At 50.2% G+C, this 21,846-nt stretch carries 40 protein-coding genes; 2 read left to right on the forward strand and 38 right to left on the reverse strand.

From position 1 onward, the window contains the following. Positions 1-22: 22 nt before the first annotated feature. Positions 23-436 (forward strand): large-conductance mechanosensitive channel protein MscL, encoded by a 414-nt coding sequence (mscL, locus tag L2Y28_RS20310; protein ID WP_003863335.1) that lies wholly within the window; start codon positions 23-25, stop codon positions 434-436. Here mscL and L2Y28_RS20315 read toward each other — a convergent pair whose 3' ends face one another. The 31 genes from L2Y28_RS20315 to rpsJ form a co-directional block, all read right to left on the reverse strand. Next, entirely contained in the window at positions 437-652 is a 216-nt protein-coding gene (locus L2Y28_RS20315; protein WP_022649585.1) for an alternative ribosome-rescue factor A, read from the reverse strand. Between the two features lie 57 nt (positions 653-709). After that, a complete protein-coding gene (gene zntR, locus L2Y28_RS20320) occupies positions 710-1,135 on the reverse strand; it encodes a Zn(2+)-responsive transcriptional regulator (protein WP_003863328.1) in 426 nt (141 codons plus the stop codon). Positions 1,136-1,137: 2 nt separating this feature from the next. Then, a complete protein-coding gene (locus tag L2Y28_RS20325; protein ID WP_022649586.1) occupies positions 1,138-1,506 on the reverse strand; it encodes a DUF1992 domain-containing protein in 369 nt (122 codons plus the stop codon). 107 nt (positions 1,507-1,613) lie between these two features. Then, complete coding sequence (rplQ, locus tag L2Y28_RS20330) at positions 1,614-1,997, reverse strand: 50S ribosomal protein L17 (RefSeq protein WP_001216368.1); 384 nt, start codon at positions 1,995-1,997, stop codon at positions 1,614-1,616. A 40-nt stretch (positions 1,998-2,037) separates the two neighbouring features. After that, positions 2,038-3,027, reverse strand: coding sequence for a DNA-directed RNA polymerase subunit alpha (gene rpoA, locus L2Y28_RS20335; RefSeq protein WP_002919219.1), 990 nt, complete (start codon positions 3,025-3,027; stop codon positions 2,038-2,040). A gap of 25 nt (positions 3,028-3,052) precedes the next feature. After that, on the reverse strand, positions 3,053-3,673 hold the full coding sequence (rpsD, locus tag L2Y28_RS20340) for a 30S ribosomal protein S4 (RefSeq protein ID WP_003863314.1): 621 nt from the start codon (positions 3,671-3,673) through the stop codon (positions 3,053-3,055). A gap of 32 nt (positions 3,674-3,705) precedes the next feature. Beyond that, positions 3,706-4,095, reverse strand: coding sequence for a 30S ribosomal protein S11 (rpsK, locus tag L2Y28_RS20345; RefSeq protein WP_003863312.1), 390 nt, complete (start codon positions 4,093-4,095; stop codon positions 3,706-3,708). A 16-nt stretch (positions 4,096-4,111) separates the two neighbouring features. Further along, entirely contained in the window at positions 4,112-4,468 is a 357-nt protein-coding gene (gene rpsM, locus L2Y28_RS20350; protein WP_003863308.1) for a 30S ribosomal protein S13, read from the reverse strand. A 146-nt stretch (positions 4,469-4,614) separates the two neighbouring features. Beyond that, positions 4,615-4,731 carry a 50S ribosomal protein L36 gene (gene rpmJ / locus L2Y28_RS20355; RefSeq protein ID WP_000868187.1) on the reverse strand — a complete coding sequence of 39 codons (117 nt, stop codon included), beginning with the start codon at positions 4,729-4,731 and terminating at the stop codon, positions 4,615-4,617. Positions 4,732-4,762: 31 nt separating this feature from the next. Continuing rightward, positions 4,763-6,094 (reverse strand): preprotein translocase subunit SecY, encoded by a 1,332-nt coding sequence (secY, locus tag L2Y28_RS20360; RefSeq protein WP_003863305.1) that lies wholly within the window; start codon positions 6,092-6,094, stop codon positions 4,763-4,765. Positions 6,095-6,101: 7 nt separating this feature from the next. Next, on the reverse strand, positions 6,102-6,536 hold the full coding sequence (gene rplO, locus L2Y28_RS20365; RefSeq protein WP_014885468.1) for a 50S ribosomal protein L15: 435 nt from the start codon (positions 6,534-6,536) through the stop codon (positions 6,102-6,104). 3 nt (positions 6,537-6,539) lie between these two features. Further along, positions 6,540-6,719 carry a 50S ribosomal protein L30 gene (gene rpmD / locus L2Y28_RS20370; RefSeq protein ID WP_003863301.1) on the reverse strand — a complete coding sequence of 60 codons (180 nt, stop codon included), beginning with the start codon at positions 6,717-6,719 and terminating at the stop codon, positions 6,540-6,542. A 6-nt stretch (positions 6,720-6,725) separates the two neighbouring features. Continuing rightward, the gene (gene rpsE, locus L2Y28_RS20375; RefSeq protein WP_003863299.1) at positions 6,726-7,226 is read right to left on the reverse strand and encodes a 30S ribosomal protein S5; all 501 of its coding nucleotides are present in this window, start codon (positions 7,224-7,226) and stop codon (positions 6,726-6,728) included. A gap of 14 nt (positions 7,227-7,240) precedes the next feature. Continuing rightward, the gene (gene rplR, locus L2Y28_RS20380; RefSeq protein ID WP_003863297.1) at positions 7,241-7,594 is read right to left on the reverse strand and encodes a 50S ribosomal protein L18; all 354 of its coding nucleotides are present in this window, start codon (positions 7,592-7,594) and stop codon (positions 7,241-7,243) included. Between the two features lie 9 nt (positions 7,595-7,603). Next, positions 7,604-8,137, reverse strand: a complete 534-nt coding sequence (gene rplF / locus L2Y28_RS20385; RefSeq protein WP_003863296.1) for a 50S ribosomal protein L6 — start codon at positions 8,135-8,137, stop codon at positions 7,604-7,606. Positions 8,138-8,149: 12 nt separating this feature from the next. Beyond that, positions 8,150-8,542: a 30S ribosomal protein S8 gene (rpsH, locus tag L2Y28_RS20390; RefSeq protein WP_006178918.1), complete on the reverse strand. Its 393-nt coding sequence runs from the start codon at positions 8,540-8,542 to the stop codon at positions 8,150-8,152. A 30-nt stretch (positions 8,543-8,572) separates the two neighbouring features. Continuing rightward, positions 8,573-8,878: a 30S ribosomal protein S14 gene (rpsN, locus tag L2Y28_RS20395; protein ID WP_003863291.1), complete on the reverse strand. Its 306-nt coding sequence runs from the start codon at positions 8,876-8,878 to the stop codon at positions 8,573-8,575. 14 nt (positions 8,879-8,892) lie between these two features. Further along, positions 8,893-9,432, reverse strand: a complete 540-nt coding sequence (gene rplE / locus L2Y28_RS20400) for a 50S ribosomal protein L5 (protein WP_022649589.1) — start codon at positions 9,430-9,432, stop codon at positions 8,893-8,895. A 14-nt stretch (positions 9,433-9,446) separates the two neighbouring features. Further along, on the reverse strand, positions 9,447-9,761 hold the full coding sequence (rplX, locus tag L2Y28_RS20405; RefSeq protein ID WP_003863287.1) for a 50S ribosomal protein L24: 315 nt from the start codon (positions 9,759-9,761) through the stop codon (positions 9,447-9,449). Positions 9,762-9,771: 10 nt separating this feature from the next. After that, positions 9,772-10,143, reverse strand: coding sequence for a 50S ribosomal protein L14 (gene rplN / locus L2Y28_RS20410; RefSeq protein WP_002919748.1), 372 nt, complete (start codon positions 10,141-10,143; stop codon positions 9,772-9,774). Positions 10,144-10,309: 166 nt separating this feature from the next. Next, positions 10,310-10,564 carry a 30S ribosomal protein S17 gene (gene rpsQ, locus L2Y28_RS20415; protein WP_002438707.1) on the reverse strand — a complete coding sequence of 85 codons (255 nt, stop codon included), beginning with the start codon at positions 10,562-10,564 and terminating at the stop codon, positions 10,310-10,312. Next, positions 10,564-10,755: a 50S ribosomal protein L29 gene (rpmC, locus tag L2Y28_RS20420; RefSeq protein WP_003863282.1), complete on the reverse strand. Its 192-nt coding sequence runs from the start codon at positions 10,753-10,755 to the stop codon at positions 10,564-10,566. Before rpmC ends, rpsQ begins: the two co-directional genes overlap by 1 nt. Next, positions 10,755-11,165, reverse strand: coding sequence for a 50S ribosomal protein L16 (gene rplP, locus L2Y28_RS20425; protein WP_002919759.1), 411 nt, complete (start codon positions 11,163-11,165; stop codon positions 10,755-10,757). The genes rpmC and rplP overlap by 1 nt, the downstream gene beginning before the upstream one ends. A 12-nt stretch (positions 11,166-11,177) precedes the next feature. Beyond that, on the reverse strand, positions 11,178-11,879 hold the full coding sequence (rpsC, locus tag L2Y28_RS20430; protein WP_000529945.1) for a 30S ribosomal protein S3: 702 nt from the start codon (positions 11,877-11,879) through the stop codon (positions 11,178-11,180). A 17-nt stretch (positions 11,880-11,896) separates the two neighbouring features. Further along, positions 11,897-12,229 carry a 50S ribosomal protein L22 gene (gene rplV / locus L2Y28_RS20435; RefSeq protein ID WP_002919773.1) on the reverse strand — a complete coding sequence of 111 codons (333 nt, stop codon included), beginning with the start codon at positions 12,227-12,229 and terminating at the stop codon, positions 11,897-11,899. 14 nt (positions 12,230-12,243) lie between these two features. Further along, entirely contained in the window at positions 12,244-12,522 is a 279-nt protein-coding gene (gene rpsS, locus L2Y28_RS20440) for a 30S ribosomal protein S19 (RefSeq protein ID WP_001138117.1), read from the reverse strand. A 16-nt stretch (positions 12,523-12,538) separates the two neighbouring features. After that, positions 12,539-13,360, reverse strand: a complete 822-nt coding sequence (rplB, locus tag L2Y28_RS20445; RefSeq protein ID WP_000301859.1) for a 50S ribosomal protein L2 — start codon at positions 13,358-13,360, stop codon at positions 12,539-12,541. 17 nt (positions 13,361-13,377) lie between these two features. Then, positions 13,378-13,680 (reverse strand): 50S ribosomal protein L23, encoded by a 303-nt coding sequence (gene rplW, locus L2Y28_RS20450; RefSeq protein ID WP_000617546.1) that lies wholly within the window; start codon positions 13,678-13,680, stop codon positions 13,378-13,380. Further along, positions 13,677-14,282, reverse strand: a complete 606-nt coding sequence (rplD, locus tag L2Y28_RS20455) for a 50S ribosomal protein L4 (protein WP_000424395.1) — start codon at positions 14,280-14,282, stop codon at positions 13,677-13,679. Before rplD ends, rplW begins: the two co-directional genes overlap by 4 nt. A gap of 10 nt (positions 14,283-14,292) precedes the next feature. Next, the gene (rplC, locus tag L2Y28_RS20460) at positions 14,293-14,922 is read right to left on the reverse strand and encodes a 50S ribosomal protein L3 (protein WP_006178923.1); all 630 of its coding nucleotides are present in this window, start codon (positions 14,920-14,922) and stop codon (positions 14,293-14,295) included. Between the two features lie 32 nt (positions 14,923-14,954). Beyond that, the gene (gene rpsJ, locus L2Y28_RS20465) at positions 14,955-15,266 is read right to left on the reverse strand and encodes a 30S ribosomal protein S10 (protein ID WP_001181005.1); all 312 of its coding nucleotides are present in this window, start codon (positions 15,264-15,266) and stop codon (positions 14,955-14,957) included. Between the two features lie 380 nt (positions 15,267-15,646). Here rpsJ and L2Y28_RS20470 point away from each other — a divergent pair, with 380 nt between their 5' ends. Further along, positions 15,647-16,120, forward strand: coding sequence for an A24 family peptidase (locus tag L2Y28_RS20470; RefSeq protein ID WP_022649590.1), 474 nt, complete (start codon positions 15,647-15,649; stop codon positions 16,118-16,120). Here the strand turns inward: L2Y28_RS20470 and bfr are convergent. The 7 genes from bfr to tusB form a co-directional block, all read right to left on the reverse strand. Beyond that, a complete protein-coding gene (gene bfr / locus L2Y28_RS20475) occupies positions 16,104-16,580 on the reverse strand; it encodes a bacterioferritin (RefSeq protein WP_003863270.1) in 477 nt (158 codons plus the stop codon). The two genes, L2Y28_RS20470 and bfr, sit on opposite strands and share 17 nt — an antisense overlap. A gap of 72 nt (positions 16,581-16,652) precedes the next feature. Continuing rightward, a complete protein-coding gene (bfd, locus tag L2Y28_RS20480; protein WP_003863268.1) occupies positions 16,653-16,847 on the reverse strand; it encodes a bacterioferritin-associated ferredoxin in 195 nt (64 codons plus the stop codon). 177 nt (positions 16,848-17,024) lie between these two features. Then, positions 17,025-18,209 (reverse strand): elongation factor Tu, encoded by a 1,185-nt coding sequence (tuf, locus tag L2Y28_RS20485; RefSeq protein WP_022646700.1) that lies wholly within the window; start codon positions 18,207-18,209, stop codon positions 17,025-17,027. Between the two features lie 69 nt (positions 18,210-18,278). Next, on the reverse strand, positions 18,279-20,393 hold the full coding sequence (gene fusA, locus L2Y28_RS20490) for an elongation factor G (RefSeq protein ID WP_022649591.1): 2,115 nt from the start codon (positions 20,391-20,393) through the stop codon (positions 18,279-18,281). 96 nt (positions 20,394-20,489) lie between these two features. Further along, complete coding sequence (rpsG, locus tag L2Y28_RS20495; protein ID WP_003861706.1) at positions 20,490-20,960, reverse strand: 30S ribosomal protein S7; 471 nt, start codon at positions 20,958-20,960, stop codon at positions 20,490-20,492. 96 nt (positions 20,961-21,056) lie between these two features. Then, entirely contained in the window at positions 21,057-21,431 is a 375-nt protein-coding gene (gene rpsL / locus L2Y28_RS20500; RefSeq protein ID WP_000246815.1) for a 30S ribosomal protein S12, read from the reverse strand. A gap of 124 nt (positions 21,432-21,555) precedes the next feature. Continuing rightward, entirely contained in the window at positions 21,556-21,843 is a 288-nt protein-coding gene (gene tusB, locus L2Y28_RS20505) for a sulfurtransferase complex subunit TusB (protein ID WP_022649592.1), read from the reverse strand. Between the last annotated feature and the right edge of the window lie 3 nt (positions 21,844-21,846).

Genomic DNA, 21,846 nt, shown 5'->3' on the forward strand with positions numbered 1-21,846 from the left:
CAGCTGGCACAAGGAGAACATAATGAGTTTTATTAAAGAATTTCGCGAATTTGCGATGCGCGGGAATGTGGTGGATTTGGCTGTGGGTGTCATTATTGGTGCGGCGTTCGGTAAGATCGTTTCATCATTAGTCGCCGACATTATTATGCCGCCGTTAGGACTGTTGATTGGAGGCATTGATTTCAAACAATTCGCCTTCACCCTTCGGGAAGCTCAGGGCGATATCCCTGCGGTTGTAATGCACTACGGCGTATTCATTCAGAACGTATTTGATTTCGTGATCGTGGCATTTGCCATTTTCATGGCGATCAAACTTATCAACAGACTTAACCGTAAAAAAGAAGAACCGGCTGCTGCCCCGCCAGCACCAACTAAAGAAGAAGTCTTACTGACTGAAATTCGCGATCTGTTAAAAGAGCAGAATAACCGCGTTTAATCAGGCGAGAGAAACAGAAAGGCCAGTGGTAAAAAAGCGATTAGCTTGCTTGCCACTGGCCTCCCAGTTACCACGTTGTGCATGTTTACCTTTACGCAAATAACTCCCTTTTCCCTTCTTGTTCTTCTCAACACGCTGTCTAAAAAGCGGGTCGTGAAGCAATGCCTCAATGGCGTTATCCTTAATTTGTCCCTTAGTATGCTGATAGCGGCTCATCATTTCTCCTGAGCATAGTTAATGTCGGCGGGAGTCTAGTCCGTGGCTGATAAAAAATCAACAACCCTGAGTTTCACTACTGGCGCCCTGTTCAAGGGCTTCCAGTATTGAGCAATAAACACTGCTGTGAGCAGTACCGCAGCACGCGTCATTCAGCCTTTGTAGAGATCGTTGCATGGCCTGCAGCTCCTGAATTCGTCCTTCAACTTCATCCAGCCGGGCCTGAACGATGCTTTTAGATTCCTGACACGTATGATGTTCAGGATCGATACGGATCGACAGCAGTTCACGGATCGACTCCAGCGTGAAGCCGAGTTGCCGGGCATAGCGGATAAAACGAAGGCGTTGCAGGTCGTTATCCGTATAAAGGCGAAATCCACCTTCTGTTCTGACCTCATGATCGATCATCTGCTGCTTTTCGTAGTAGCGGATAGTATCCGGCGTTACGTTAGCAAGCTTCGCAAGTTCACCTATGCGGTACATGGCTACTCCTCGTTTATTTTTTGCATTAACCTTTCACTGTACTCACCATGCAAAAAGTCAGTATTCATTCCCGTCTGGCGCAGTTTTATTTCGATGAGCGCTAATCGACGGCTGATTTCGGAGTACCGCGGGTCATTCTTATGAATGCCTTTAAGCAGATCGGCAAGCTCGACGGCTTCATTGCGTTGCTGAAGTTCAGGGGGTAAACAACCTGCGTTTTTCAGTAAGCGATAACCGGCTCGTAATTCAGGGGGAATGTGTGAATCATCGTCCAGCACCAGTGGCTCACCGCTACCGGGGAGATTTTCAAACTCGCCTTTGTTTTGGGCATCGCTAATATGGCGTTCAGCCCACTGATCGAGCAACCACATAATGAACTCCAGGGGATGAGCAGAAAAGATACAGACATTGTAGATAAGTGGAGATTCTGCGGATATAAAAAAACCCGCCGAGGCGGGTTTTTTTACGTTACTACAGATTACTCTGCAGCAGCTTCTGCTTTCTCTGAACGATCAACCAGCTCGATGTATGCCATCGGCGCGTTGTCGCCTGCACGGAAGCCACACTTCAGAATGCGAGTGTAACCACCGGCACGGCTCGCGAAACGCGGGCCCAGTTCGTTAAACAGTTTTGCCACGATCTCGTTATCACGAGTACGGGCGAATGCCAGACGACGATTAGCAACGCTGTCAGTCTTGGCAAGAGTAATCAGCGGCTCAACTACGCGACGCAGCTCTTTCGCTTTAGGCAGGGTCGTCTTGATGATTTCATGACGAACCAGTGAACCTGCCATGTTGCGGAACATAGCCTGGCGATGGCTGCTGTTGCGGTTCAGTTGACGACCACTCTTACGATGGCGCATGACCTTATCCTTCTCAGTAAAACCTTAACCTGTGATCCGGTTACTCGTCAGCAATGCTTGCTGGTGGCCAGTTTTCCAGGCGCATGCCCAGAGACAGACCACGTGAAGCCAGCACGTCTTTAATCTCGGTAAGAGATTTTTTACCCAGGTTCGGCGTTTTCAGCAACTCAACCTCGGTACGCTGTACCAGATCACCGATATAGTGGATAGCTTCTGCCTTGAGGCAGTTAGCAGAGCGGACAGTCAATTCCAGATCGTCAACAGGGCGCAGCAGGATCGGATCGAATTCTGGTTTCTCTTCTTTCACTTCCGGCTGACGTACATCACGTAAGTCAACGAAAGCTTCCAGTTGTTCTGCCAGGATGGTTGCCGCACGACGAATCGCCTCTTCAGGATCGATTGTGCCATTGGTTTCCATTTCGATGACCAGCTTGTCCAGGTCGGTACGCTGTTCTACACGCGCTGCTTCAACATTGTAGGCAATACGCTCTACAGGGCTGTAGCATGCGTCGACCAGCAGACGGCCGATTGGGCGCTCATCTTCTTCCGAATGAATTCGGGCAGAAGCCGGCACATAACCACGACCGCGCTGAACTTTGATACGCATGCTAATAGCTGCGTTCTCATCGGTCAGGTGGCAGATCACGTGCTGCGGCTTGACGATTTCAACATCACCGTCGTGGGTGATGTCGGCTGCAGTCACAGGGCCAATGCCAGATTTATTCAGAGTAAGAATAACTTCATCTTTACCCTGAACTCTCACCGCCAGCCCTTTCAGGTTGAGCAGGATTTCAAGGATATCTTCCTGAACGCCTTCTTTGGTGCTGTACTCATGAAGTACACCATCAATCTCAACCTCGGTCACCGCGCAACCCGGCATCGATGAGAGCAGAATACGGCGCAGTGCGTTACCCAGAGTATGGCCAAAGCCACGCTCTAAAGGCTCAAGGGTCACCTTGGCGTGCGTCGAACTCACTTGCTCGATATCTACCAGGCGCGGTTTTAGAAACTCTGTCACAGAACCCTGCATTGTGTCCTCTCTTTGGTACTAAGCTTTACTTGGAGTAAAGCTCGACGATCAGGTGTTCGTTAATGTCCGCAGACAGATCAGAACGCTCAGGCTGACGCTTGAACGTACCTTCCATCTTGCCAGCATCAACTTCCAGCCAGGTTGGCTTTTCACGCTGCTCAGCCAGCTCCAGAGCGGCTTTCACGCGAGATTGCTTTTTCGCTTTCTCACGAATGCTAACAACGTCATTCGCTTTAACCTGATAAGAAGCGATGTTAACAACACGACCGTTTACCATGATTGCTTTATGGCTAACCAACTGGCGTGATTCAGCACGAGTCGCGCCGAAGCCCATACGGTATACAACGTTGTCCAGACGACCTTCCAGCAGAGCCAGCAGGTTTTCACCTGTGTTGCCTTTCAGACGTGCTGCTTCTTTATAGTAGTTACGGAACTGACGCTCCAGCACACCGTAGATACGGCGAACTTTTTGCTTTTCACGCAACTGCACACCATAGTCAGACAGACGCGGTTTACGCGCACCGTGCTGGCCAGGAGCTTGTTCAATTTTACACTTGGTATCGATCGCGCGAACGCCAGACTTAAGGAATAAGTCGGTGCCCTCACGACGGCTCAGCTTGAGCTTAGGACCCAAATATCTTGCCATTTTCTATCTCCAACTAACCTAAAAAACGAGCGTTATACGCGACGTTTTTTCGGCGGACGACAACCGTTATGAGGGATCGGAGTCACATCAGTAATATTCGTGATGCGGAAACCAGCGGCGTTCAGAGCGCGAACAGTAGATTCACGACCCGGACCCGGACCTTTAACCATAACTTCCAGATTCTTGATGCCGTATTCTTTTACGGCTTCAGCGCAACGCTCTGCTGCAACCTGAGCTGCGAACGGAGTGGATTTGCGAGAACCACGGAAACCGGAACCACCGGCTGTTGCCCAACCCAATGCGTTACCCTGACGATCAGTAATAGTAACGATGGTGTTGTTGAAAGAAGCATGGATATGAGCCACGCCGTCAGAGACTTGTTTTCTTACACGTTTACGTGCACGAACTGGTGCCTTTGCCATTATTCAATCACCCCGATTATTTCTTGATCGGTTTGCGCGGACCCTTACGGGTACGTGCGTTGGTCTTAGTACGCTGACCGCGCACTGGCAGACCACGACGATGACGCAAACCGCGATAGCAACCAAGATCCATCAGGCGCTTGATGCTCATGCTGATTTCACGGCGCAGATCACCTTCAACGACAAATTTGGCAACTTCGTCACGCAGCGTGTCGATTTGTTCTTCAGACAGCTCACTGATCTTAACATCTTCAGCGATACCCGCTGCAGCCAGAATGGCTTTGGAACGGGTCTTGCCGACGCCGTAGATCGAAGTTAATGCGATCACAGCATGTTTCTGATCAGGAATGTTAATGCCTGCTATACGGGCCACTATGCACTCCTACTATTTAATATGTACGCACCATGCTGAAAAGCCCGTTTTCAGGATACTCAAATGGAAACGTACAGACATACAAAAGATTGGCTGGCTAATCTAGCCAGCTCAACCCAACTTTGCAAGAAAAATATGCGAAATAATCAGCCTTGGCGCTGTTTATGCTTCGGCTCGGCACTGCAAATCACACGGATGACACCATCACGCTTAACGATTTTGCAGTTACGGCATAATTTCTTGACGGAAGCACGAACTTTCATTTTTACTCTCCGTAACTTCTCAGACGACCATTTAGCGGCCGTAGCCTTTCAGGTTCGCCTTCTTCAATGCAGACTCATACTGACTGGACATCATCAGAGTTTGCACTTGAGCCATAAAGTCCATAATCACGACAACAACGATAAGCAGTGAGGTCCCACCGAAGTAGAACGGTACTTTCATTGCATCACGCATGAACTCCGGGATCAGGCAGATAAAAGTAATATAAAGCGCACCAACCAAAGTCAGGCGAGTCATTACTTTATCGATATACTTCGCCGTTTGCTCTCCCGGACGAATTCCTGGTACAAATGCACCGGACTTCTTCAGGTTATCTGCTGTTTCACGCGGGTTGAAGACCAACGCCGTGTAGAAGAAACAGAAGAAGATGATCGCAGACGCATAGAGTAACACATAAAGTGGTTGCCCAGGCTGCAAATACAGCGAAATTGTTGTCAGCCAGTTCCAACCAGTACCGCCCCCGAACCATGACGCGATGGTTGCCGGGAACAGAATAATACTGGAAGCGAAGATAGCCGGGATAACCCCCGCCATATTCACTTTCAGCGGTAAATGTGTGCTCTGTGCAGCATAGACACGACGACCCTGCTGACGTTTAGCGTAGTTCACCACAATGCGGCGTTGACCACGTTCAACGAAGACAACAAAGAACGTCACTGCAAATACTAATACTGCAACCAACAGCAACAGGAGGAAGTGCAGGTCGCCTTGACGCGCTTGCTCGATAGTATGGGCGATGGCCGGCGGGAGACCCGCAACGATACCGGCGAAGATAATGATTGAGATACCGTTACCGATACCTCGTTCAGTAATCTGTTCGCCGAGCCACATCAGGAACATGGTCCCTGTGACCAGACTTACAACAGCGGTGAAATAGAATGCAAAGCCTGGGTTTAATACCAGGCCCTGCATACCAGGCATATTCGGAAGACCGGTAGCAATACCGATCGACTGGAATATTGCCAGCACCAGAGTGCCGTAACGGGTGTACTGGCTAATCTTACGACGTCCAGACTCCCCTTCTTTCTTCAACTCTGCCAGGGCCGGATGAACGACCGTCAGCAGCTGGATAATAATCGATGCCGAAATGTACGGCATAATACCCAGTGCGAAAATAGAAGCACGGCTGAGAGCACCACCAGAGAACATGTTGAACATTTCAATGATGGTGCCTCGCTGTTGCTCAAGCAGTTTGGCAAGTACAGCGGCATCAATACCAGGGATCGGAATAAAAGAGCCAATACGGAACACAATCAGCGCGCCGATTACAAACAGCAGTCTGCGTTTCAGCTCGCCAAATCCACCTTTGGCACTTTGAAAATCTAATCCCGGTTGCTTAGCCATCTGCTACTTATTCCTCAATTTTACCGCCAGCAGCTTCGATAGCAGCACGAGCACCTTTAGTAACACGCAGGCCACGAACAGTTACCGGAGTAGAAACTTCACCAGACAGGATCACTTTCGCGAACTCGATCTGGATACCGATAATGTTAGCTGCTTTCAGCGTATTCAGGTCTACAACGCCGCCTTCAACTTTCGCCAGGTCAGACAGACGGATTTCCGCTGTAATCGCTGCTTTGCGAGAGGTGAAGCCGAACTTCGGCAGACGACGGTACAGTGGCATCTGGCCACCCTCGAAACCGCGACGTACGCCACCGCCAGAACGAGAGTTCTGACCTTTGTGACCACGACCACCGGTTTTGCCGAGGCCAGAACCGATACCACGACCCAGGCGTTTACCCGCCTTTTTAGAGCCTTCGGCCGGAGACAGAGTATTTAAACGCATCTCTTACTCCTCAACTTTAACCATGAAGTAAACCGCGTTGACCATACCACGAACAGCAGGAGTATCCTCGCGCTCAACGGTATGACCAATACGACGCAGACCCAGGCCAAGCAGCGTTGCCTTGTGTTTCGGCAGACGACCGATTGCACTGCGGGTTTGAGTGATTTTAATAGTCTTTGCCATGGTCAATTACCCCAGAATTTCTTCAACGGATTTACCACGCTTGGCAGCGACCATTTCTGGAGAATTCATATTTTCCAGGCCATCAATAGTTGCACGAACCACGTTGATCGGGTTGGTGGAACCATATGCTTTAGCCAGAACGTTATGAACTCCAGCAACTTCCAGAACGGCGCGCATTGCACCACCGGCGATGATACCGGTACCTTCGGAAGCTGGCTGCATGAATACACGAGAACCCGTGTGAACACCTTTAACTGGGTGTTGCAGGGTACCGTTGTTCAGCGCGACGTTAATCATATTGCGACGGGCTTTTTCCATCGCTTTCTGGATCGCTGCTGGAACTTCACGCGCTTTACCGTAACCAAAACCAACGCGACCGTTACCATCACCCACTACAGTCAGAGCTGTGAAGGAGAAAATACGACCACCTTTAACGGTTTTAGATACGCGGTTTACCGCGATCAGCTTTTCCTGCAGTTCGCCAGCCTGTTTTTCGATGTGAGCCATCTTACACCTCTACCTTAGAACTGAAGGCCAGCTTCACGGGCAGCATCTGCCAGTGCCTGGACACGACCATGATATTGGAACCCGGAACGGTCAAAGGAAACATTGCTGATGCCTTTTTCCAGAGCGCGTTCTGCAACAGCTTTACCTACAGCTGCAGCGGCGTCTTTGTTACCGGTATACTTCAATTGTTCTGAGATAGCTTTTTCTACAGTAGAAGCAGCTACCAGAACTTCAGAACCGTTCGGTGCAATTACCTGTGCGTAAATATGACGCGGGGTACGATGTACCACCAGGCGAGTTGCACCCAGCTCTTTGAGCTTGCGGCGTGCGCGGGTCGCACGACGGATACGAGCAGATTTCTTATCCATAGTGTTACCTTACTTCTTCTTAGCCTCTTTGGTACGCACGACTTCGTCGGCGTAACGAACACCCTTGCCTTTATAAGGCTCAGGACGACGGTAGGCGCGCAGATCTGCTGCAACCTGACCGATCAGCTGTTTATCAGCGCCTTTCAGCACGATTTCAGTCTGAGTCGGGCATTCTGCAGTGATTCCGGCCGGCAGCGGATGCTCAACAGGGTGTGAGAAGCCCAGAGACAGGCCTACTGCATTCCCTTTGATAGCTGCACGATAACCTACACCAACCAGCTGAAGCTTTTTAGTGAAGCCTTCGGTAACACCAACAACCATTGAGTTCAGCAGGGCACGCGCGGTACCAGCCTGAGCCCATCCATCCACGAAACCATCACGTGGACCGAAGGTCAGAGCGTTATCTGCATGTTTAACTTCAACAGCTTTGTTGAGGGTACGAGTCAGCTCGCCGTTTTTACCTTTGATCGTAATAACCTGACCGTCGATTTTGACATCAACGCCGGCAGGAATAACGACCGGTGCTTTAGCAACACGAGACATTCTTTCCTCCGATTAGGCTACGTAGCAGATAATTTCGCCACCAAGACCAGCCTGGCGCGCTGCACGATCAGTCATAACACCTTTAGAGGTAGAAACAACTGCGATACCAAGACCAGCCATTACTTTTGGCAGCTCATCTTTTTTCTTATAGATGCGCAGGCCTGGGCGGCTGACACGCTGAATGCTTTCTACAACAGCTTTACCCTGGAAATACTTGAGAGTAAGTTCCAGTTCCGGCTTGGTGTCGCCTTCAACTTTAAAATCTTCGATAAAACCTTCTTCCTTCAGCACGTTGGCAATTGCCACTTTCAGCTTGGCGGAAGGCATGGTGACCGCAACTTTGTTCGCGGCCTGACCGTTACGGATACGGGTCAGCATATCCGCGATCGGATCTTGCATGCTCATCTGTCTTTACTCCCGTGATTCAATTGGTAATTACCAGCTAGCCTTTTTCAAGCCTGGTACTTCACCGCGCATGGCGGCTTCACGCAGTTTGATACGGCTCAACCCAAACTTGCCCACATAACCATGTGGACGACCTGTTTGACGACAGCGGTTACGCTGACGAGACGGGCTGGAATCACGCGGCAGAGACTGCAGCTTGAGAACCGCATTCCAACGATCTTCGTCGGAAGCGTTCACATCAGAAATGATCGCTTTCAGTTCAGCGCGTTTAGCGAAGAATTTATCAGCTAAAGCTACGCGCTTTACTTCGCGTGCTTTCATTGATTGCTTAGCCATTCAGTAACCCTACCTTACTTGCGGAACGGGAAGTCAAAGGCAGCCAGCAGAGCACGGCCTTCTTCATCAGATTTCGCAGTAGTGGTAATGGTAATATCCAAACCACGCACGCGGTCGACTTTATCGTAGTCGATTTCTGGGAAGATGATCTGCTCACGGACACCCATGCTGTAGTTACCACGACCGTCGAAAGACTTAGCGGACAAGCCACGGAAGTCACGGATACGTGGAACAGCAATAGTGATCAGGCGCTCAAGGAACTCCCACATGCGTTCGCCACGCAGAGTTACTTTACAGCCGATCGGATAGCCCTGACGGATTTTGAAGCCTGCAACAGATTTGCGTGCTTTGGTGATCAGCGGTTTTTGACCGGAGATTGCTGTCAGGTCAGCTGCTGCGTTATCCAGCAGTTTCTTGTCAGCGATCGCTTCACCAACACCCATGTTCAGGGTGATCTTCTCGACCCGAGGGACTTGCATGACAGAATTGTAGCTAAACTCAGTCATGAGTTTGTTAACTACTTCGTCTTTGTAGTAATCATGCAGTTTCGCCATCGTACTACTCCAAATTACTTGATAGTTTCGCTGTTAGACTTGAAGAAACGGACTTTTTTGCCGTCTTCGAATCTAAAGCCTACACGGTCAGCCTTACCGGTAGCCGCATTGAAGATTGCAACGTTAGAAACCTGAATAGCAGCTTCTTTTTCAACGATGCCGCCTGGTTGGTTCAGGGCCGGAACCGGCTTCTGATGTTTCTTAACCAGGTTGATACCTTCAACGACGAGTTTGCCGGAAGACAGAACATTTTTTACTTTACCGCGTTTACCTTTATCTTTACCGGTTAACACGATAACTTCGTCATCACGACGGATTTTCGCTGCCATGATTCGCTCCTTAGAGTACTTCTGGTGCCAGAGAGATAATTTTCATGAACTTCTCAGTACGAAGTTCACGAGTTACCGGCCCAAAGATACGCGTGCCGATAGGCTGCTCGCTGTTATTGTTTAAAATAACGCATGCATTACCATCGAAGCGAATGACAGAACCGTCAGGGCGACGAACACCCTTCTTGGTGCGCACCACTACCGCCTTCAGCACATCACCTTTTTTGACCTTACCACGTGGAATTGCTTCCTTGATGGTGATCTTGATGATGTCGCCTACGCCTGCGTAGCGACGGTGCGAGCCACCCAGAACCTTGATACACATTACGCGACGTGCACCGGAGTTGTCGGCGACGTTCAGCATAGTCTGTTCTTGGATCATTTTAGTGCTCCGCTAATGTCAACTACTACCTGAGACTCTAAAATCAGAGCCGTTAAAAAGCCCCATATCGAGGGCGCGGCATTATAACACCGCTTCTGCAATATGGGTAGAAAAAATAAACGGCTCATTGCTGAGCCGTTTATTCGTATTGAGAATGCGTACTCTATTACAGAACCGCTTTCTCTACAACGCGAACCAGCGTCCAGGACTTAGTCTTGGACAGTGGACGGCATTCACGGATTTCAACCTTGTCGCCGATACCACATTCGTTGTTCTCGTCATGTACGTGCAGTTTGGTCGTACGCTTGATGAATTTACCGTAGATCGGGTGTTTCACAAAACGTTCGATAGCTACAACAATGGATTTCTCCATTTTATCGCTAACAACACGACCTTGCAGAGTACGGATTTTATCGGTCATTACGCACCCGCCTTCTGAGTCAGTAAAGTCTTAACGCGCGCAACATTGCGACGCACTTGCTTCAGCAGGTGAGTCTGTTGCAGCTGGCCACTTGCAGCCTGCATACGCAGGTTGAACTGCTCACGCAGCAGGTTCAGCAGCTCAGCGTTCAGCTCTTCAACGCTTTTTTCACGCAGCTCTTTTGCTTTCATTACATCACCGTCTTAGTTACAAAGGTGGTTTTGATAGGCAGTTTCGCTGCTGCCAGGCCGAAGGCTTCACGGGCCAGCTCTTCCGGAACACCGTCCATTTCATAAAGGACTTTGCCCGGTTGGATCAAGGCAACCCAGTACTCCACGTTACCTTTACCTTTACCCATACGAACTTCCAGTGGCTTCTCGGTGATCGGTTTGTCCGGGAATACACGGATCCAGATCTTACCTTGACGCTTAACTGCACGGGTCATTGCACGACGTGCTGCTTCGATCTGACGTGCAGTCAGACGACCACGGCCAACAGCTTTCAGACCGAAAGTGCCGAAGCTAACATCCGTACCCTGCGCCAGACCACGGTTGCGGCCTTTGTGCACTTTACGGAATTTTGTACGCTTTGGTTGTAACATCAGCGACGCTCCTTATTTACGGCCTTTACGCTGCTGCTTTTTAGGTTGAGCAGCCGGTTTTTCCGGTTGTTCAACAGCAGCCATACCACCCAGGATCTCACCTTTGAAGATCCATACCTTAACGCCGATTACACCGTAAGTGGTGTGCGCTTCAGAGGTGTTGTAGTCAATGTCAGCACGCAGAGTGTGCAGCGGTACGCGACCTTCGCGGTACCATTCGGTACGTGCGATTTCCGCGCCGCCCAGACGGCCGCTAACTTCAACTTTGATACCCTTAGCGCCCAGACGCATTGCGTTCTGTACAGCACGCTTCATAGCACGACGGAACATAACACGACGTTCCAGCTGAGAAGTGATGCTGTCAGCAACCAATTTAGCGTCCAGTTCAGGCTTACGAACTTCAGCGATATTGATCTGTGCAGGAACGCCAGCGATATCCGCTACGACCTTGCGCAGTTTTTCTACGTCTTCGCCTTTCTTACCGATAACGATGCCAGGGCGAGCAGTGTGAATAGTCACACGGATGCTCTTAGCTGGACGCTCGATAACGATACGAGATACAGACGCTTTAGCCAGTTCCTTAGTCAGGTACTGACGTACTTTAAAATCGCTGTCCAGGTTGTCAGCGAATTCTTTGGTGTTCGCAAACCAGGTAGAGTTCCATGGTTTTACAATACCCAGGCGAATACCATTAGGATGTACTTTCTGACCCATTGCTAGTCTCCAGAGTCTCAGCGATCGGACACAACCACAGTAATGTGGCTGGTGCGCTTCAGGATGCGATCTGCACGACCTTTCGCACGCGGCATAATGCGCTTCATGCTTGGGCCTTCATCTACGAAAATTTTCGCGACTTTCAGATCGTCGATGTCAGCGCCATCGTTGTGTTCAGCGTTAGCAATGGCAGATTCCAGTACTTTCTTGACCAATACCGCAGCTTTCTTGTTGGTATAGGTCAGGATGTCCAGGGCCTGCGACACTTTCTTACCGCGAATCAGGTCAGCAACAAGGCGAACCTTCTGTGCAGAAGAACGAGCATGGCGATGTTGAGCTAAAGTTTCCATCTCTTCCTCCTACCTTATTTCTTCTTCGCTTTTTTATCAGCAGCGTGGCCGCGATAAGTACGAGTCGGTGCGAATTCACCCAGTTTGTGACCAACCATTTCGTCGGTAACAAAGACTGGAACGTGCTGACGACCATTATGGACAGCGATGGTCAAACCGATCATGTTAGGAAAGATCGTTGAACGACGGGACCAAGTGCGCAGGGGCTTCTTGTCTCCGCTTTCCACCGCTTTCTCTACCTTCTTCAGCAAGTGCAGGTCAATAAAAGGACCTTTCTTGAGAGAACGTGGCATGGCTTATCCTCTAAAATTATTTGCTACGGCGACGTACGATAAATTTATCAGTACGCTTGTTGCTGCGGGTCTTCTTACCTTTGGTCTGAACGCCCCACGGAGTTACCGGGTGCTTACCAAAGTTACGACCTTCACCACCACCATGTGGGTGATCGACTGGGTTCATCGCAGTACCGCGAACGGTAGGACGAACACCACGCCAGCGTGCAGCACCAGCTTTACCCAGAACGCGCAGCATATGCTCAGCATTGCCAACTTCGCCCAGAGTAGCGCGGCAGTCTGCTTCGACTTTACGCATTTCACCAGAACGCAGACGCAGGGTGACATAAGCACCGTCACGCGCAACGATCTGAACGTAAGTACCCGCGGAACGCGCCAGCTGACCGCCTTTACCTGGTTTCATTTCTACGTTATGAACGGTAGAACCAACCGGGATATTGCGCATCGGCAGGGTGTTGCCTGCTTTGATTGCAGCATCAACGCCAGACTGAATCTGGTCGCCAGCTTTCAGGCCTTTAGGGGCCAGGATGTAACGGCGTTCGCCATCTTTGTACAGAACCAGCGCGATGTTCGCGGAACGGTTCGGATCGTACTCAAGACGCTCAACAACTGCTGGGATACCGTCTTTGTTGCGTTTGAAGTCAACAATACGATAAGCCTGCTTGTGGCCACCACCGATGTGACGAGTGGTGATACGGCCATTGTTGTTACGACCACCGGATTTGCTGTTTTTTTCCAGCAACGGAGCAAAAGGTTTGCCCTTGTGCAGCTCAGGGTTAACCACTTTAACTACGTGGCGACGACCCGGAGATGTCGGTTTACATTTAACAACTGCCATTGTATTACTCCTCCGACTTACTCAGCGCCGCCAACGAAGTCCAGGTTCTGGCCTTCTTTCAGGGTGACGTAAGCTTTTTTCCAGTCGCTACGACGACCGATACGCTGTCCGTGACGTTTAACTTTCCCTTTAACTACCAGGGTGTTAACGACTTCGACTTCGACTTCAAACAGTTTCTGCACAGCAGCTTTGATCTCTGCTTTGGTCGCGTCTTTAGCAACTTTGAGAACGATGGTGTTTGTTTTTTCCATCGCAGTAGACGCTTTTTCAGAAACGTGCGGTGCGCGCAGCACCTTCAGCAGACGTTCTTCACGAATCATGCCAGCATCTCCTCAACTTGCTTAACAGCATCAGCAGTCATTACGACTTTGTCGAAGGCGATCAGGCTAACCGGGTCGATACCAGTCGCGTCGCGTACGTCAACCTTGTGCAGGTTACGCGCGGCCAGGAACAGGTTCTCGTCCAGCTCACCGGTGATGATCAGCACATCTTCCAGAGCCATGTCTTTCAGTTTCTGTGCCAGCAGCTTAGTTTTAGGCGCTTCAACAGAGAACTTCTCGACAACGATCAGACGATCCTGACGTACCAGTTCGGACAGGATGCTTTTCAGCGCGCCGCGGTACATCTTTTTGTTAACTTTTTGACTGTGGTCCTGTGGACGCGCAGCGAAGGTCACGCCACCTGAACGCCAGATCGGGCTCTTGATAGAACCTGAACGCGCACGGCCGGTACCTTTCTGGCGCCATGGCTTTTTGCCTGAACCAGTTACTTCAGCACGAGTCTTCTGAGCACGAGTACCCTGACGAGCACCAGCTGCATAAGCAACAACAACCTGGTGAACCAGCGCTTCGTTGAAATCACGACCGAAGGTAGTTTCGGAAACAGTCAGCGCGCTCTGCGCGTCTTTCAATACTAATTCCATTGCTATCCCCTTACGCCTTCACAGCTGGTTTAACGATCAGGTCGCTACCGGTTGCACCCGGGACCGCACCTTTAACCAGCAGCAGGTTGCGCTCAGCGTCAACACGTACTACGTCCAGGCTCTGAACGGTTACACGTTCGTTGCCCAGCTGACCTGCCATTTTCTTGCCTTTGAACACTTTGCCCGGAGTCTGGTTCTGACCGATAGAACCCGGAACGCGGTGAGACAAGGAGTTACCGTGAGTAGCGTCCTGGGTACGGAAGTTCCAGCGCTTAACGGTACCAGCAAAACCTTTACCTTTAGAGGTACCGGTTACGTCAACTTTTTTAACGTCAGCAAACAGCTCAACGCTAATGTCCTGACCTACGGTGAACTCTTCGCCTTCAGCAAGACGGAATTCCCACAGACCACGGCCAGCTTCTACGCCAGCTTTAGCGAAGTGACCCGCTTCTGGTTTGGTTACACGGTTAGCTTTTTTAGCACCAGTGGTCACCTGAACAGCGCGGTAGCCATCGTTAGCCAGATCTTTAACCTGGGTAACGCGGTTTGCTTCAACTTCGATTACGGTTACTGGGATTGAAACGCCATCTTCAGTGAAGATGCGGGTCATGCCCACTTTTTTACCGACTAAACCAATCATTGTATCAACCTCTCAATCGCTCGATGACCTGATTAACCCAGGCTGATCTGCACGTCTACACCGGCAGCCAGATCCAGACGCATCAGAGCATCAACGGTTTTCTCAGTTGGCTCAACGATGTCAACCAGACGCTTGTGAGTGCGGATCTCGTACTGATCACGCGCATCTTTGTTAACGTGCGGAGAGATCAGAACGGTAAAGCGCTCTTTGCGGGTCGGCAGCGGGATCGGACCACGGACTTGCGCACCAGTGCGCTTAGCAGTCTCGACGATTTCCGCGGTTGATTGATCGATCAGACGATGATCAAACGCTTTAAGGCGGATACGGATTCTTTGGTTCTGCATGAGACCAGAGCTCCAATTATTTTATAAACGAAAATGATTACTCCTCAAACCCATTACGATTGATGGGAGAGTGTAACCGTTCTTACGTAGCTCCCCAATTGGGAGCATTGTTGAGTAACAAAGTGAGCTACTCTGGTTCAGATTGAACCCGCCGTCAATTACGACAAGCCCGCGCATTATACGTAAATCAGCGAAAGACGCAAGTGCCGTTTAGAAATTAAGCGCCAAAGTCGTACTCTGCGTAAGGCATCGCAATTTTTTATGCAAAGTATCCCTTCTCAACTCTTTGTCTGAAGCCGCTGCGCAATTGGTGTTTTTACACATTGCCGGGCATGCTGATTATTACGAGTATGCGCTCAAACCATTTTGAGGCTCTCGCTATGCTAATGTCCCTCCCCTTTCTGCTGATCTATTTTGCGTTATCGGCCTTGCTTGTACGCACCGATATTCGCACGGGGCTGCTTCCCGATAAATTCCTTTGCCCGCTGCTATGGACGGGCCTGCTCTACCAGCTTTGTCTTCATCCTGATTTTTTGCCGAGCGCGGTAGTGGGTGCGACGGCAGGATACGCCGGATTCGCCGTTATCTATTGGGGATATCGACTCATCTGCCGATGTGAAGGGATGGGGTATGGCGACATAAAATATCTGGCGGCGCTGGGAGCATGGCATGGCTGGTGTGTACTGCCAGTACTGGCATTAGTGGCCGCGTTAATGGCTCTGCTGTATCTGGTTGGTTTCTCGTTGTTCAACCCTGATAAGCAGGCATTAAAAAACCCACTGCCTTTTGGGCCATTTCTGGCGGCAGCGGGTTTATGCGTTGGCTGGGAAAGCCTGATTAACTTTCCACTTTGATCTGAGACTGAAGGTAGTTCTGTAGGCCAATTTTGCTAATGAGATCCAGTTCGGTCTCAAGCCAGTCGATGTGCCCTTCTTCATCGGCCAGGATCTGGATCATCATATCCCGACTGACGTAGTCATGTACGCTGTCTGCATAGGCAATGGCTTCACGCAGGTCTTTTGCACCCTCCAGCTCTAGCCGGAGATCAGAACGCAGCATCTCTTCAACATCTTCTCCGATGCCCAGTTTTCCGAGATCCTGTAGGTTAGGAATGCCTTCGAGGAATAAAATACGCTCAATATATTTATCGGCGTGTTTCATTTCATCAATGGACTCATGGTATTCAACATCGTTGAGGCGAGTCAGTCCCCAGTTTTTGAACATTCTTGCATGGAGAAAATACTGATTGATTGCGACAAGCTCATTTCCCAATAATTTATTGAGATAACTTATGATTTTAACATCACCTTTCATTATATAGTCCCTCCGCTTCCACTCATTGAAGCGTAGATCGGGCTACGGGGATGTCAAAAAAAAGATGGAGGCTTACGCGATCTCTTTGAATTCCGGGATCTGCATCAGTTCGTCCTGCATGATCTCACGCGCTGCGCGAACGCATTTACCGCATTGATTTCCCACCGGAACAAACTTACGAAGCTGCTGGAAAGATTGTGGTTGAAACTGGCGAACGGCCTGACGAATTTTTTTGTCGCTTACACCATTACATAAACAAACGTACATAAAGACTCCCGTTCAAAATATGCGCAAAGTGTAAGTGAGAATGGTTATGATTACAATAGCACGGGCGTCGGAATACGTGGCGGGAGAAAGCAAAAAATGCGAATTTTTATGACAATGCCCAACGGCAGAAAACAAAAAAGGACGCCGAAGCGTCCTTTTTATTTCAGGGATAATTAATTAGCCCAGAACTTTAGCAACAACGCCCGCGCCAACGGTACGGCCGCCTTCACGGATTGCGAAACGCAGACCGTCATCCATCGCGATTGGGTGGATCAGAGTCACAACCATCTTGATGTTGTCGCCTGGCATTACCATCTCTACGCCTTCTGGCAGTTCGATGGTACCGGTCACGTCAGTTGTACGGAAGTAGAACTGTGGACGGTAGCCTTTGAAGAACGGAGTATGACGGCCGCCTTCGTCTTTGGACAGAATGTACACTTCAGATTCGAACTTGGTGTGTGGCTTGATTGAGCCTGGCTTCGCCAGAACCTGACCACGTTCGATTTCTTCACGCTTGATACCACGCAGCAGAACACCAACGTTCTCACCAGCACGGCCTTCGTCCAGCAGTTTGCGGAACATTTCAACGCCAGTACAGGTAGACTTCGCAGTCTCTTTGATACCAACGATTTCAACTTCTTCACCAACTTTGATGATACCGCGCTCTACACGACCGGTAACAACGGTACCACGACCGGAGATGGAGAATACGTCTTCGATTGGCAGCAGGAATGGCTTGTCAATCGCACGCTCTGGTTCTGGGATGTAAGAATCCAGGAAGCCAGCCAGTTCGATGATTTTCGCTTCCCACTCTGCGTCGCCTTCCAGCGCTTTCAGCGCGGAACCACGAACGATTGGAGTGTCGTCGCCTGGGAAATCGTACTGAGACAGCAGTTCACGAACTTCCATCTCTACCAGTTCCAGCAGCTCTTCGTCATCAACCATGTCGCATTTGTTCAGGAACACGATGATGAAAGGAACGCCTACCTGACGACCCAGCAGGATGTGCTCACGAGTCTGAGGCATAGGGCCGTCAGTCGCAGCAACAACCAGGATCGCGCCGTCCATCTGCGCAGCACCGGTGATCATGTTTTTAACATAGTCGGCGTGGCCTGGGCAGTCTACGTGTGCGTAGTGGCGAGTCGGGGTGTCATACTCAACGTGAGAGGTGTTGATGGTGATACCACGAGCTTTTTCTTCTGGTGCGTTATCGATCTGGTCGAAAGCACGAGCAGCACCGCCGTAGGTTTTAGCCAGTACGGTAGTGATTGCAGCAGTCAGGGTAGTTTTACCATGGTCAACGTGGCCGATAGTACCAACGTTGACGTGCGGTTTTGTACGTTCAAATTTTTCTTTAGACACGGCTATATTCCTTACTATAGTGCTCTCCCCTTCGGAGAGAGCACGGGACTTAGGTTTTAATCCTGTGGATTACTTACCACGGGCTTCGATAACGGCCTGAGCAACGTTGTTCGGCGCATCATCATACTTCAGGAATTCCATAGTGTATGATGCACGACCTTTGGTCAGAGAACGCAGCTGAGTTGCATATCCGAACATTTCAGACAGCGGAACTTCAGCGTGGATCTTAACGCCAGTTACTTCGGATTCCTGACCACGCAGCATACCGCGACGACGGCTCAAGTCACCGATAACGTCACCGGTGTTCTCTTCCGGAGTTTCTACTTCAACCTTCATGATTGGCTCAAGCAGAACTGGTTTTGCTTTCTTAAAGCCTTCTTTAAAGGCAATAGACGCAGCCAGTTTAAACGCCAGTTCAGAGGAGTCAACGTCGTGGTAAGAACCGAAGTGCAGACGAACACCCATGTCTACAACCGGGTAACCAGCCAGAGGACCAGCTTTCAGCTGCTCCTGGATACCTTTATCAACGGCAGGGATGTATTCGCCAGGAATTACACCACCTTTGATGTCGTTGATGAACTCGTAACCTTTAGGGTTAGAGCCCGGCTCCAGTGGGTACATGTCGATCACAACGTGACCGTACTGACCGCGACCACCAGACTGCTTAGCGTGTTTACCTTCAACATCGGTAACTTTCGCGCGAATCGCTTCGCGGTAAGCAACCTGAGGTTTACCCACGTTCGCTTCAACGTTGAATTCACGCTTCATACGGTCAACGATGATGTCCAGGTGCAGTTCACCCATACCAGCGATGATGGTCTGGTTAGATTCTTCATCAGTCCATACGCGGAATGATGGGTCTTCTTTCGCCAGACGGCCCAGAGCAAGACCCATTTTTTCCTGGTCAGCTTTGGTTTTTGGTTCAACCGCGATGGAGATTACCGGCTCAGGGAATTCCATACGCTCCAGAATGATCGGGTGATCCGGGTCACACAGGGTGTCACCAGTAGTCACGTCTTTCAGACCGATAGCAGCAGCGATGTCGCCCGCACGAACTTCTTTGATCTCTTCACGTTTGTTAGCGTGCATCTGTACGATACGGCCAAAACGTTCACGCGCCGATTTCACGGAGTTCAGGATGGTGTCACCGGAGTTAACCACACCAGAGTAAACGCGGAAGAAGGTCAGGTTACCCACGAATGGGTCGGTAGCAATTTTGAACGCCAGCGCAGAGAACGGCTCGTCATCACTTGCGTGACGCTCAGCCGGAGTATCTTTACCGTCGTCCAGGATGCCGTTGATCGCAGGAACGTCAACCGGGGATGGCAGGTAGTCAACTACCGCATCCAGCATTGCCTGAACACCTTTGTTCTTGAACGCAGAACCACAGGTTACCAGGATGATTTCGTTGTTCAGAACACGCTGACGCAGAGCAGATTTGATCTCTTGCTCAGTCAGTTCTTCACCACCCAGGTATTTCTCCATCAGCTCTTCAGAAGCTTCTGCTGCGGATTCGATCAGGTTCTGGTGCCATTCGTCAGCCAGGTCCTGCATCTCTGCCGGGATATCTTCGTATTCGAAGGTAACGCCCGCATCTGCTTCGTTCCAGTTGATGGCTTTCATTTTCACCAGGTCGATAACACCGGTGAAGCCTTCTTCAGCACCAATTGCCAGCTGAAGCGGAACAGGGTTCGCGCCCAGACGGGTTTTGATCTGGCCAACAACTTTCAGGAAGTTAGCACCCATACGGTCCATTTTGTTAACGAACGCGATGCGTGGAACTTTATATTTGTTAGCCTGACGCCATACGGTTTCAGACTGTGGCTGAACACCACCAACTGCGCAATAAACCATTACCGCGCCGTCAAGAACACGCATGGAACGTTCTACTTCGATGGTGAAGTCAACGTGCCCTGGGGTGTCGATGATGTTTACGCGATGCGGTTCGTACTGCTTAGCCATACCTGACCAGAAAGCAGTAGTCGCTGCGGAGGTGATAGTAATACCACGCTCCTGCTCCTGTTCCATCCAGTCCATGGTGGCTGCGCCGTCATGAACTTCACCGATTTTATGGTTTACACCGGTGTAGAACAGAATACGTTCGGTAGTAGTGGTTTTACCGGCGTCGATGTGCGCACTGATACCGATGTTACGGTAGCGTGCGATGGGTGTTGTACGAGCCATTTGATTCCTCGTTTATATCTTTAGGCGTTCAGTTAAGTTACCCAGAGCGGGCGGCTTCTCTGAAGCGCCCGCCTGGTGACTACGACTCCGAAGGGATTACCAACGGTAGTGTGCGAACGCCTTGTTGGCTTCTGCCATACGGTGAACGTCTTCACGTTTCTTAACTGCAGTACCTTTGTTTTCTGCAGCATCAGAAAGTTCGTTCGCCAGACGCAGAGCCATGGATTTATCACCGCGTTTACGAGCAGCTTCAACGATCCAACGCATTGCCAGAGCATTACGACGAACCGGACGAACTTCAACTGGAACCTGATAAGTAGAACCACCAACGCGGCGAGACTTAACTTCTACAGTCGGGCGCACGTTGTCGAGAGCGACTTCGAAAGCTTCCAGTTCATTTTTACCAGAACGCTGAGCCAGGGTCTCCAGCGCGCTGTATACGATTGCTTCTGCAGTAGATTTTTTACCATCTACCATCAGGATATTTACAAATTTTGCCAGCAGTTCTGATCCGAATTTCGGATCTGGAAGAATTTTACGCTGACCAATGACGCGACGACGTGGCATGGGATTACTCCGTTGTTAATTCAGGATTGTCCAAAACTCTACGAGTTTAGTTTGACATTAAGATAAATCAGTTTGGCCTTACTTAACGGAGAACCATTAAGCCTTAGGACGCTTCACGCCGTACTTGGAGCGAGCCTGCTTACGGTCTTTAACACCTGAGCAGTCCAGCGCACCACGAACGGTGTGGTAACGAACACCCGGAAGGTCTTTAACACGACCGCCACGGATCAGGATCACGGAGTGCTCCTGAAGGTTGTGACCTTCACCACCGATGTAGGAAGTCACTTCGAAACCGTTAGTCAAACGCACACGGCATACTTTACGCAGTGCGGAGTTTGGTTTTTTAGGAGTGGTGGTATATACACGAGTACATACGCCACGTTTCTGCGGGCAGGCTTCCAGCGCAGGCACGTTGCTTTTTGCAACTTTGCGTGCACGTGGTTTGCGTACCAGCTGGTTAACTGTTGCCATTAAATAGCTCCTGGTTTTAGCTTTTGCTTCGTAAACACGTAATAAAACGACCTCATACAATATGAGGACGCGAAATTTTAGGGCTACGTCGAAAAGGTGTCAAGAAATATACAGCGATCTCAAATCACCAGTTCATTTGACTGGCGTGCGTCACAGTAAGATTGACGAAATCAGTATAGCCAACCACGTCAATTTTGGCTGAAATTTGACCAGAAAGACCCCGCGCATCCAGATCCTCTTTAAGCGCAGAGACTGTTATGGGGGCATTAGCGAGGATTTCAACAAAACGGCTGCCATCAAGCGCCGCGAGCACGCCATCCTGAATCAGCAGCAGATCATCGCCTTCGCGCAGCATGCTCAGTAACGTGTCGATATCGCATTGCCACGGTGAACGGCTCAGGGTATGGAGCATGAC

This window comes from Enterobacter sp. JH25, assembly GCF_021725435.1.
In the GTDB taxonomy this organism is placed as follows: domain Bacteria; phylum Pseudomonadota; class Gammaproteobacteria; order Enterobacterales; family Enterobacteriaceae; genus Enterobacter; species Enterobacter intestinihominis.

What these genes read in the sequence shown, in the direction of transcription:
- mscL (WP_003863335.1), top strand. Translation starts at nt 23, where the DNA reads ATGAGTTTTATTAAAGAATTTCGCGAATTTGCGATGCGCGGGAATGTG.
- L2Y28_RS20315 (WP_022649585.1), bottom strand. Translation starts at nt 652, where the DNA reads ATGAGCCGCTATCAGCATACTAAGGGACAAATTAAGGATAACGCCATT.
- zntR (WP_003863328.1), bottom strand. Translation starts at nt 1,135, where the DNA reads ATGTACCGCATAGGTGAACTTGCGAAGCTTGCTAACGTAACGCCGGAT.
- L2Y28_RS20325 (WP_022649586.1), bottom strand. Translation starts at nt 1,506, where the DNA reads ATGTGGTTGCTCGATCAGTGGGCTGAACGCCATATTAGCGATGCCCAA.
- rplQ (WP_001216368.1), bottom strand. Translation starts at nt 1,997, where the DNA reads ATGCGCCATCGTAAGAGTGGTCGTCAACTGAACCGCAACAGCAGCCAT.
- rpoA (WP_002919219.1), bottom strand. Translation starts at nt 3,027, where the DNA reads ATGCAGGGTTCTGTGACAGAGTTTCTAAAACCGCGCCTGGTAGATATC.
- rpsD (WP_003863314.1), bottom strand. Translation starts at nt 3,673, where the DNA reads ATGGCAAGATATTTGGGTCCTAAGCTCAAGCTGAGCCGTCGTGAGGGC.
- rpsK (WP_003863312.1), bottom strand. Translation starts at nt 4,095, where the DNA reads ATGGCAAAGGCACCAGTTCGTGCACGTAAACGTGTAAGAAAACAAGTC.
- rpmJ (WP_000868187.1), bottom strand. Translation starts at nt 4,731, where the DNA reads ATGAAAGTTCGTGCTTCCGTCAAGAAATTATGCCGTAACTGCAAAATC.
- secY (WP_003863305.1), bottom strand. Translation starts at nt 6,094, where the DNA reads ATGGCTAAGCAACCGGGATTAGATTTTCAAAGTGCCAAAGGTGGATTT.
- rplO (WP_014885468.1), bottom strand. Translation starts at nt 6,536, where the DNA reads ATGCGTTTAAATACTCTGTCTCCGGCCGAAGGCTCTAAAAAGGCGGGT.
- rpmD (WP_003863301.1), bottom strand. Translation starts at nt 6,719, where the DNA reads ATGGCAAAGACTATTAAAATCACTCAAACCCGCAGTGCAATCGGTCGT.
- rpsE (WP_003863299.1), bottom strand. Translation starts at nt 7,226, where the DNA reads ATGGCTCACATCGAAAAACAGGCTGGCGAACTGCAGGAAAAGCTGATC.
- rplR (WP_003863297.1), bottom strand. Translation starts at nt 7,594, where the DNA reads ATGGATAAGAAATCTGCTCGTATCCGTCGTGCGACCCGCGCACGCCGC.
- rplF (WP_003863296.1), bottom strand. Translation starts at nt 8,137, where the DNA reads ATGTCTCGTGTTGCTAAAGCACCGGTCGTTATTCCTGCCGGCGTTGAT.
- rpsH (WP_006178918.1), bottom strand. Translation starts at nt 8,542, where the DNA reads ATGAGCATGCAAGATCCGATCGCGGATATGCTGACCCGTATCCGTAAC.
- rpsN (WP_003863291.1), bottom strand. Translation starts at nt 8,878, where the DNA reads ATGGCTAAGCAATCAATGAAAGCACGCGAAGTAAAGCGCGTAGCTTTA.
- rplE (WP_022649589.1), bottom strand. Translation starts at nt 9,432, where the DNA reads ATGGCGAAACTGCATGATTACTACAAAGACGAAGTAGTTAACAAACTC.
- rplX (WP_003863287.1), bottom strand. Translation starts at nt 9,761, where the DNA reads ATGGCAGCGAAAATCCGTCGTGATGACGAAGTTATCGTGTTAACCGGT.
- rplN (WP_002919748.1), bottom strand. Translation starts at nt 10,143, where the DNA reads ATGATCCAAGAACAGACTATGCTGAACGTCGCCGACAACTCCGGTGCA.
- rpsQ (WP_002438707.1), bottom strand. Translation starts at nt 10,564, where the DNA reads ATGACCGATAAAATCCGTACTCTGCAAGGTCGTGTTGTTAGCGATAAA.
- rpmC (WP_003863282.1), bottom strand. Translation starts at nt 10,755, where the DNA reads ATGAAAGCAAAAGAGCTGCGTGAAAAAAGCGTTGAAGAGCTGAACGCT.
- rplP (WP_002919759.1), bottom strand. Translation starts at nt 11,165, where the DNA reads ATGTTACAACCAAAGCGTACAAAATTCCGTAAAGTGCACAAAGGCCGC.
- rpsC (WP_000529945.1), bottom strand. Translation starts at nt 11,879, where the DNA reads ATGGGTCAGAAAGTACATCCTAATGGTATTCGCCTGGGTATTGTAAAA.
- rplV (WP_002919773.1), bottom strand. Translation starts at nt 12,229, where the DNA reads ATGGAAACTTTAGCTCAACATCGCCATGCTCGTTCTTCTGCACAGAAG.
- rpsS (WP_001138117.1), bottom strand. Translation starts at nt 12,522, where the DNA reads ATGCCACGTTCTCTCAAGAAAGGTCCTTTTATTGACCTGCACTTGCTG.
- rplB (WP_000301859.1), bottom strand. Translation starts at nt 13,360, where the DNA reads ATGGCAGTTGTTAAATGTAAACCGACATCTCCGGGTCGTCGCCACGTA.
- rplW (WP_000617546.1), bottom strand. Translation starts at nt 13,680, where the DNA reads ATGATTCGTGAAGAACGTCTGCTGAAGGTGCTGCGCGCACCGCACGTT.
- rplD (WP_000424395.1), bottom strand. Translation starts at nt 14,282, where the DNA reads ATGGAATTAGTATTGAAAGACGCGCAGAGCGCGCTGACTGTTTCCGAA.
- rplC (WP_006178923.1), bottom strand. Translation starts at nt 14,922, where the DNA reads ATGATTGGTTTAGTCGGTAAAAAAGTGGGCATGACCCGCATCTTCACT.
- rpsJ (WP_001181005.1), bottom strand. Translation starts at nt 15,266, where the DNA reads ATGCAGAACCAAAGAATCCGTATCCGCCTTAAAGCGTTTGATCATCGT.
- L2Y28_RS20470 (WP_022649590.1), top strand. Translation starts at nt 15,647, where the DNA reads ATGCTAATGTCCCTCCCCTTTCTGCTGATCTATTTTGCGTTATCGGCC.
- bfr (WP_003863270.1), bottom strand. Translation starts at nt 16,580, where the DNA reads ATGAAAGGTGATGTTAAAATCATAAGTTATCTCAATAAATTATTGGGA.
- bfd (WP_003863268.1), bottom strand. Translation starts at nt 16,847, where the DNA reads ATGTACGTTTGTTTATGTAATGGTGTAAGCGACAAAAAAATTCGTCAG.
- fusA (WP_022649591.1), bottom strand. Translation starts at nt 20,393, where the DNA reads ATGGCTCGTACAACACCCATCGCACGCTACCGTAACATCGGTATCAGT.
- rpsG (WP_003861706.1), bottom strand. Translation starts at nt 20,960, where the DNA reads ATGCCACGTCGTCGCGTCATTGGTCAGCGTAAAATTCTTCCAGATCCG.
- rpsL (WP_000246815.1), bottom strand. Translation starts at nt 21,431, where the DNA reads ATGGCAACAGTTAACCAGCTGGTACGCAAACCACGTGCACGCAAAGTT.
- tusB (WP_022649592.1), bottom strand. Translation starts at nt 21,843, where the DNA reads ATGCTCCATACCCTGAGCCGTTCACCGTGGCAATGCGATATCGACACG.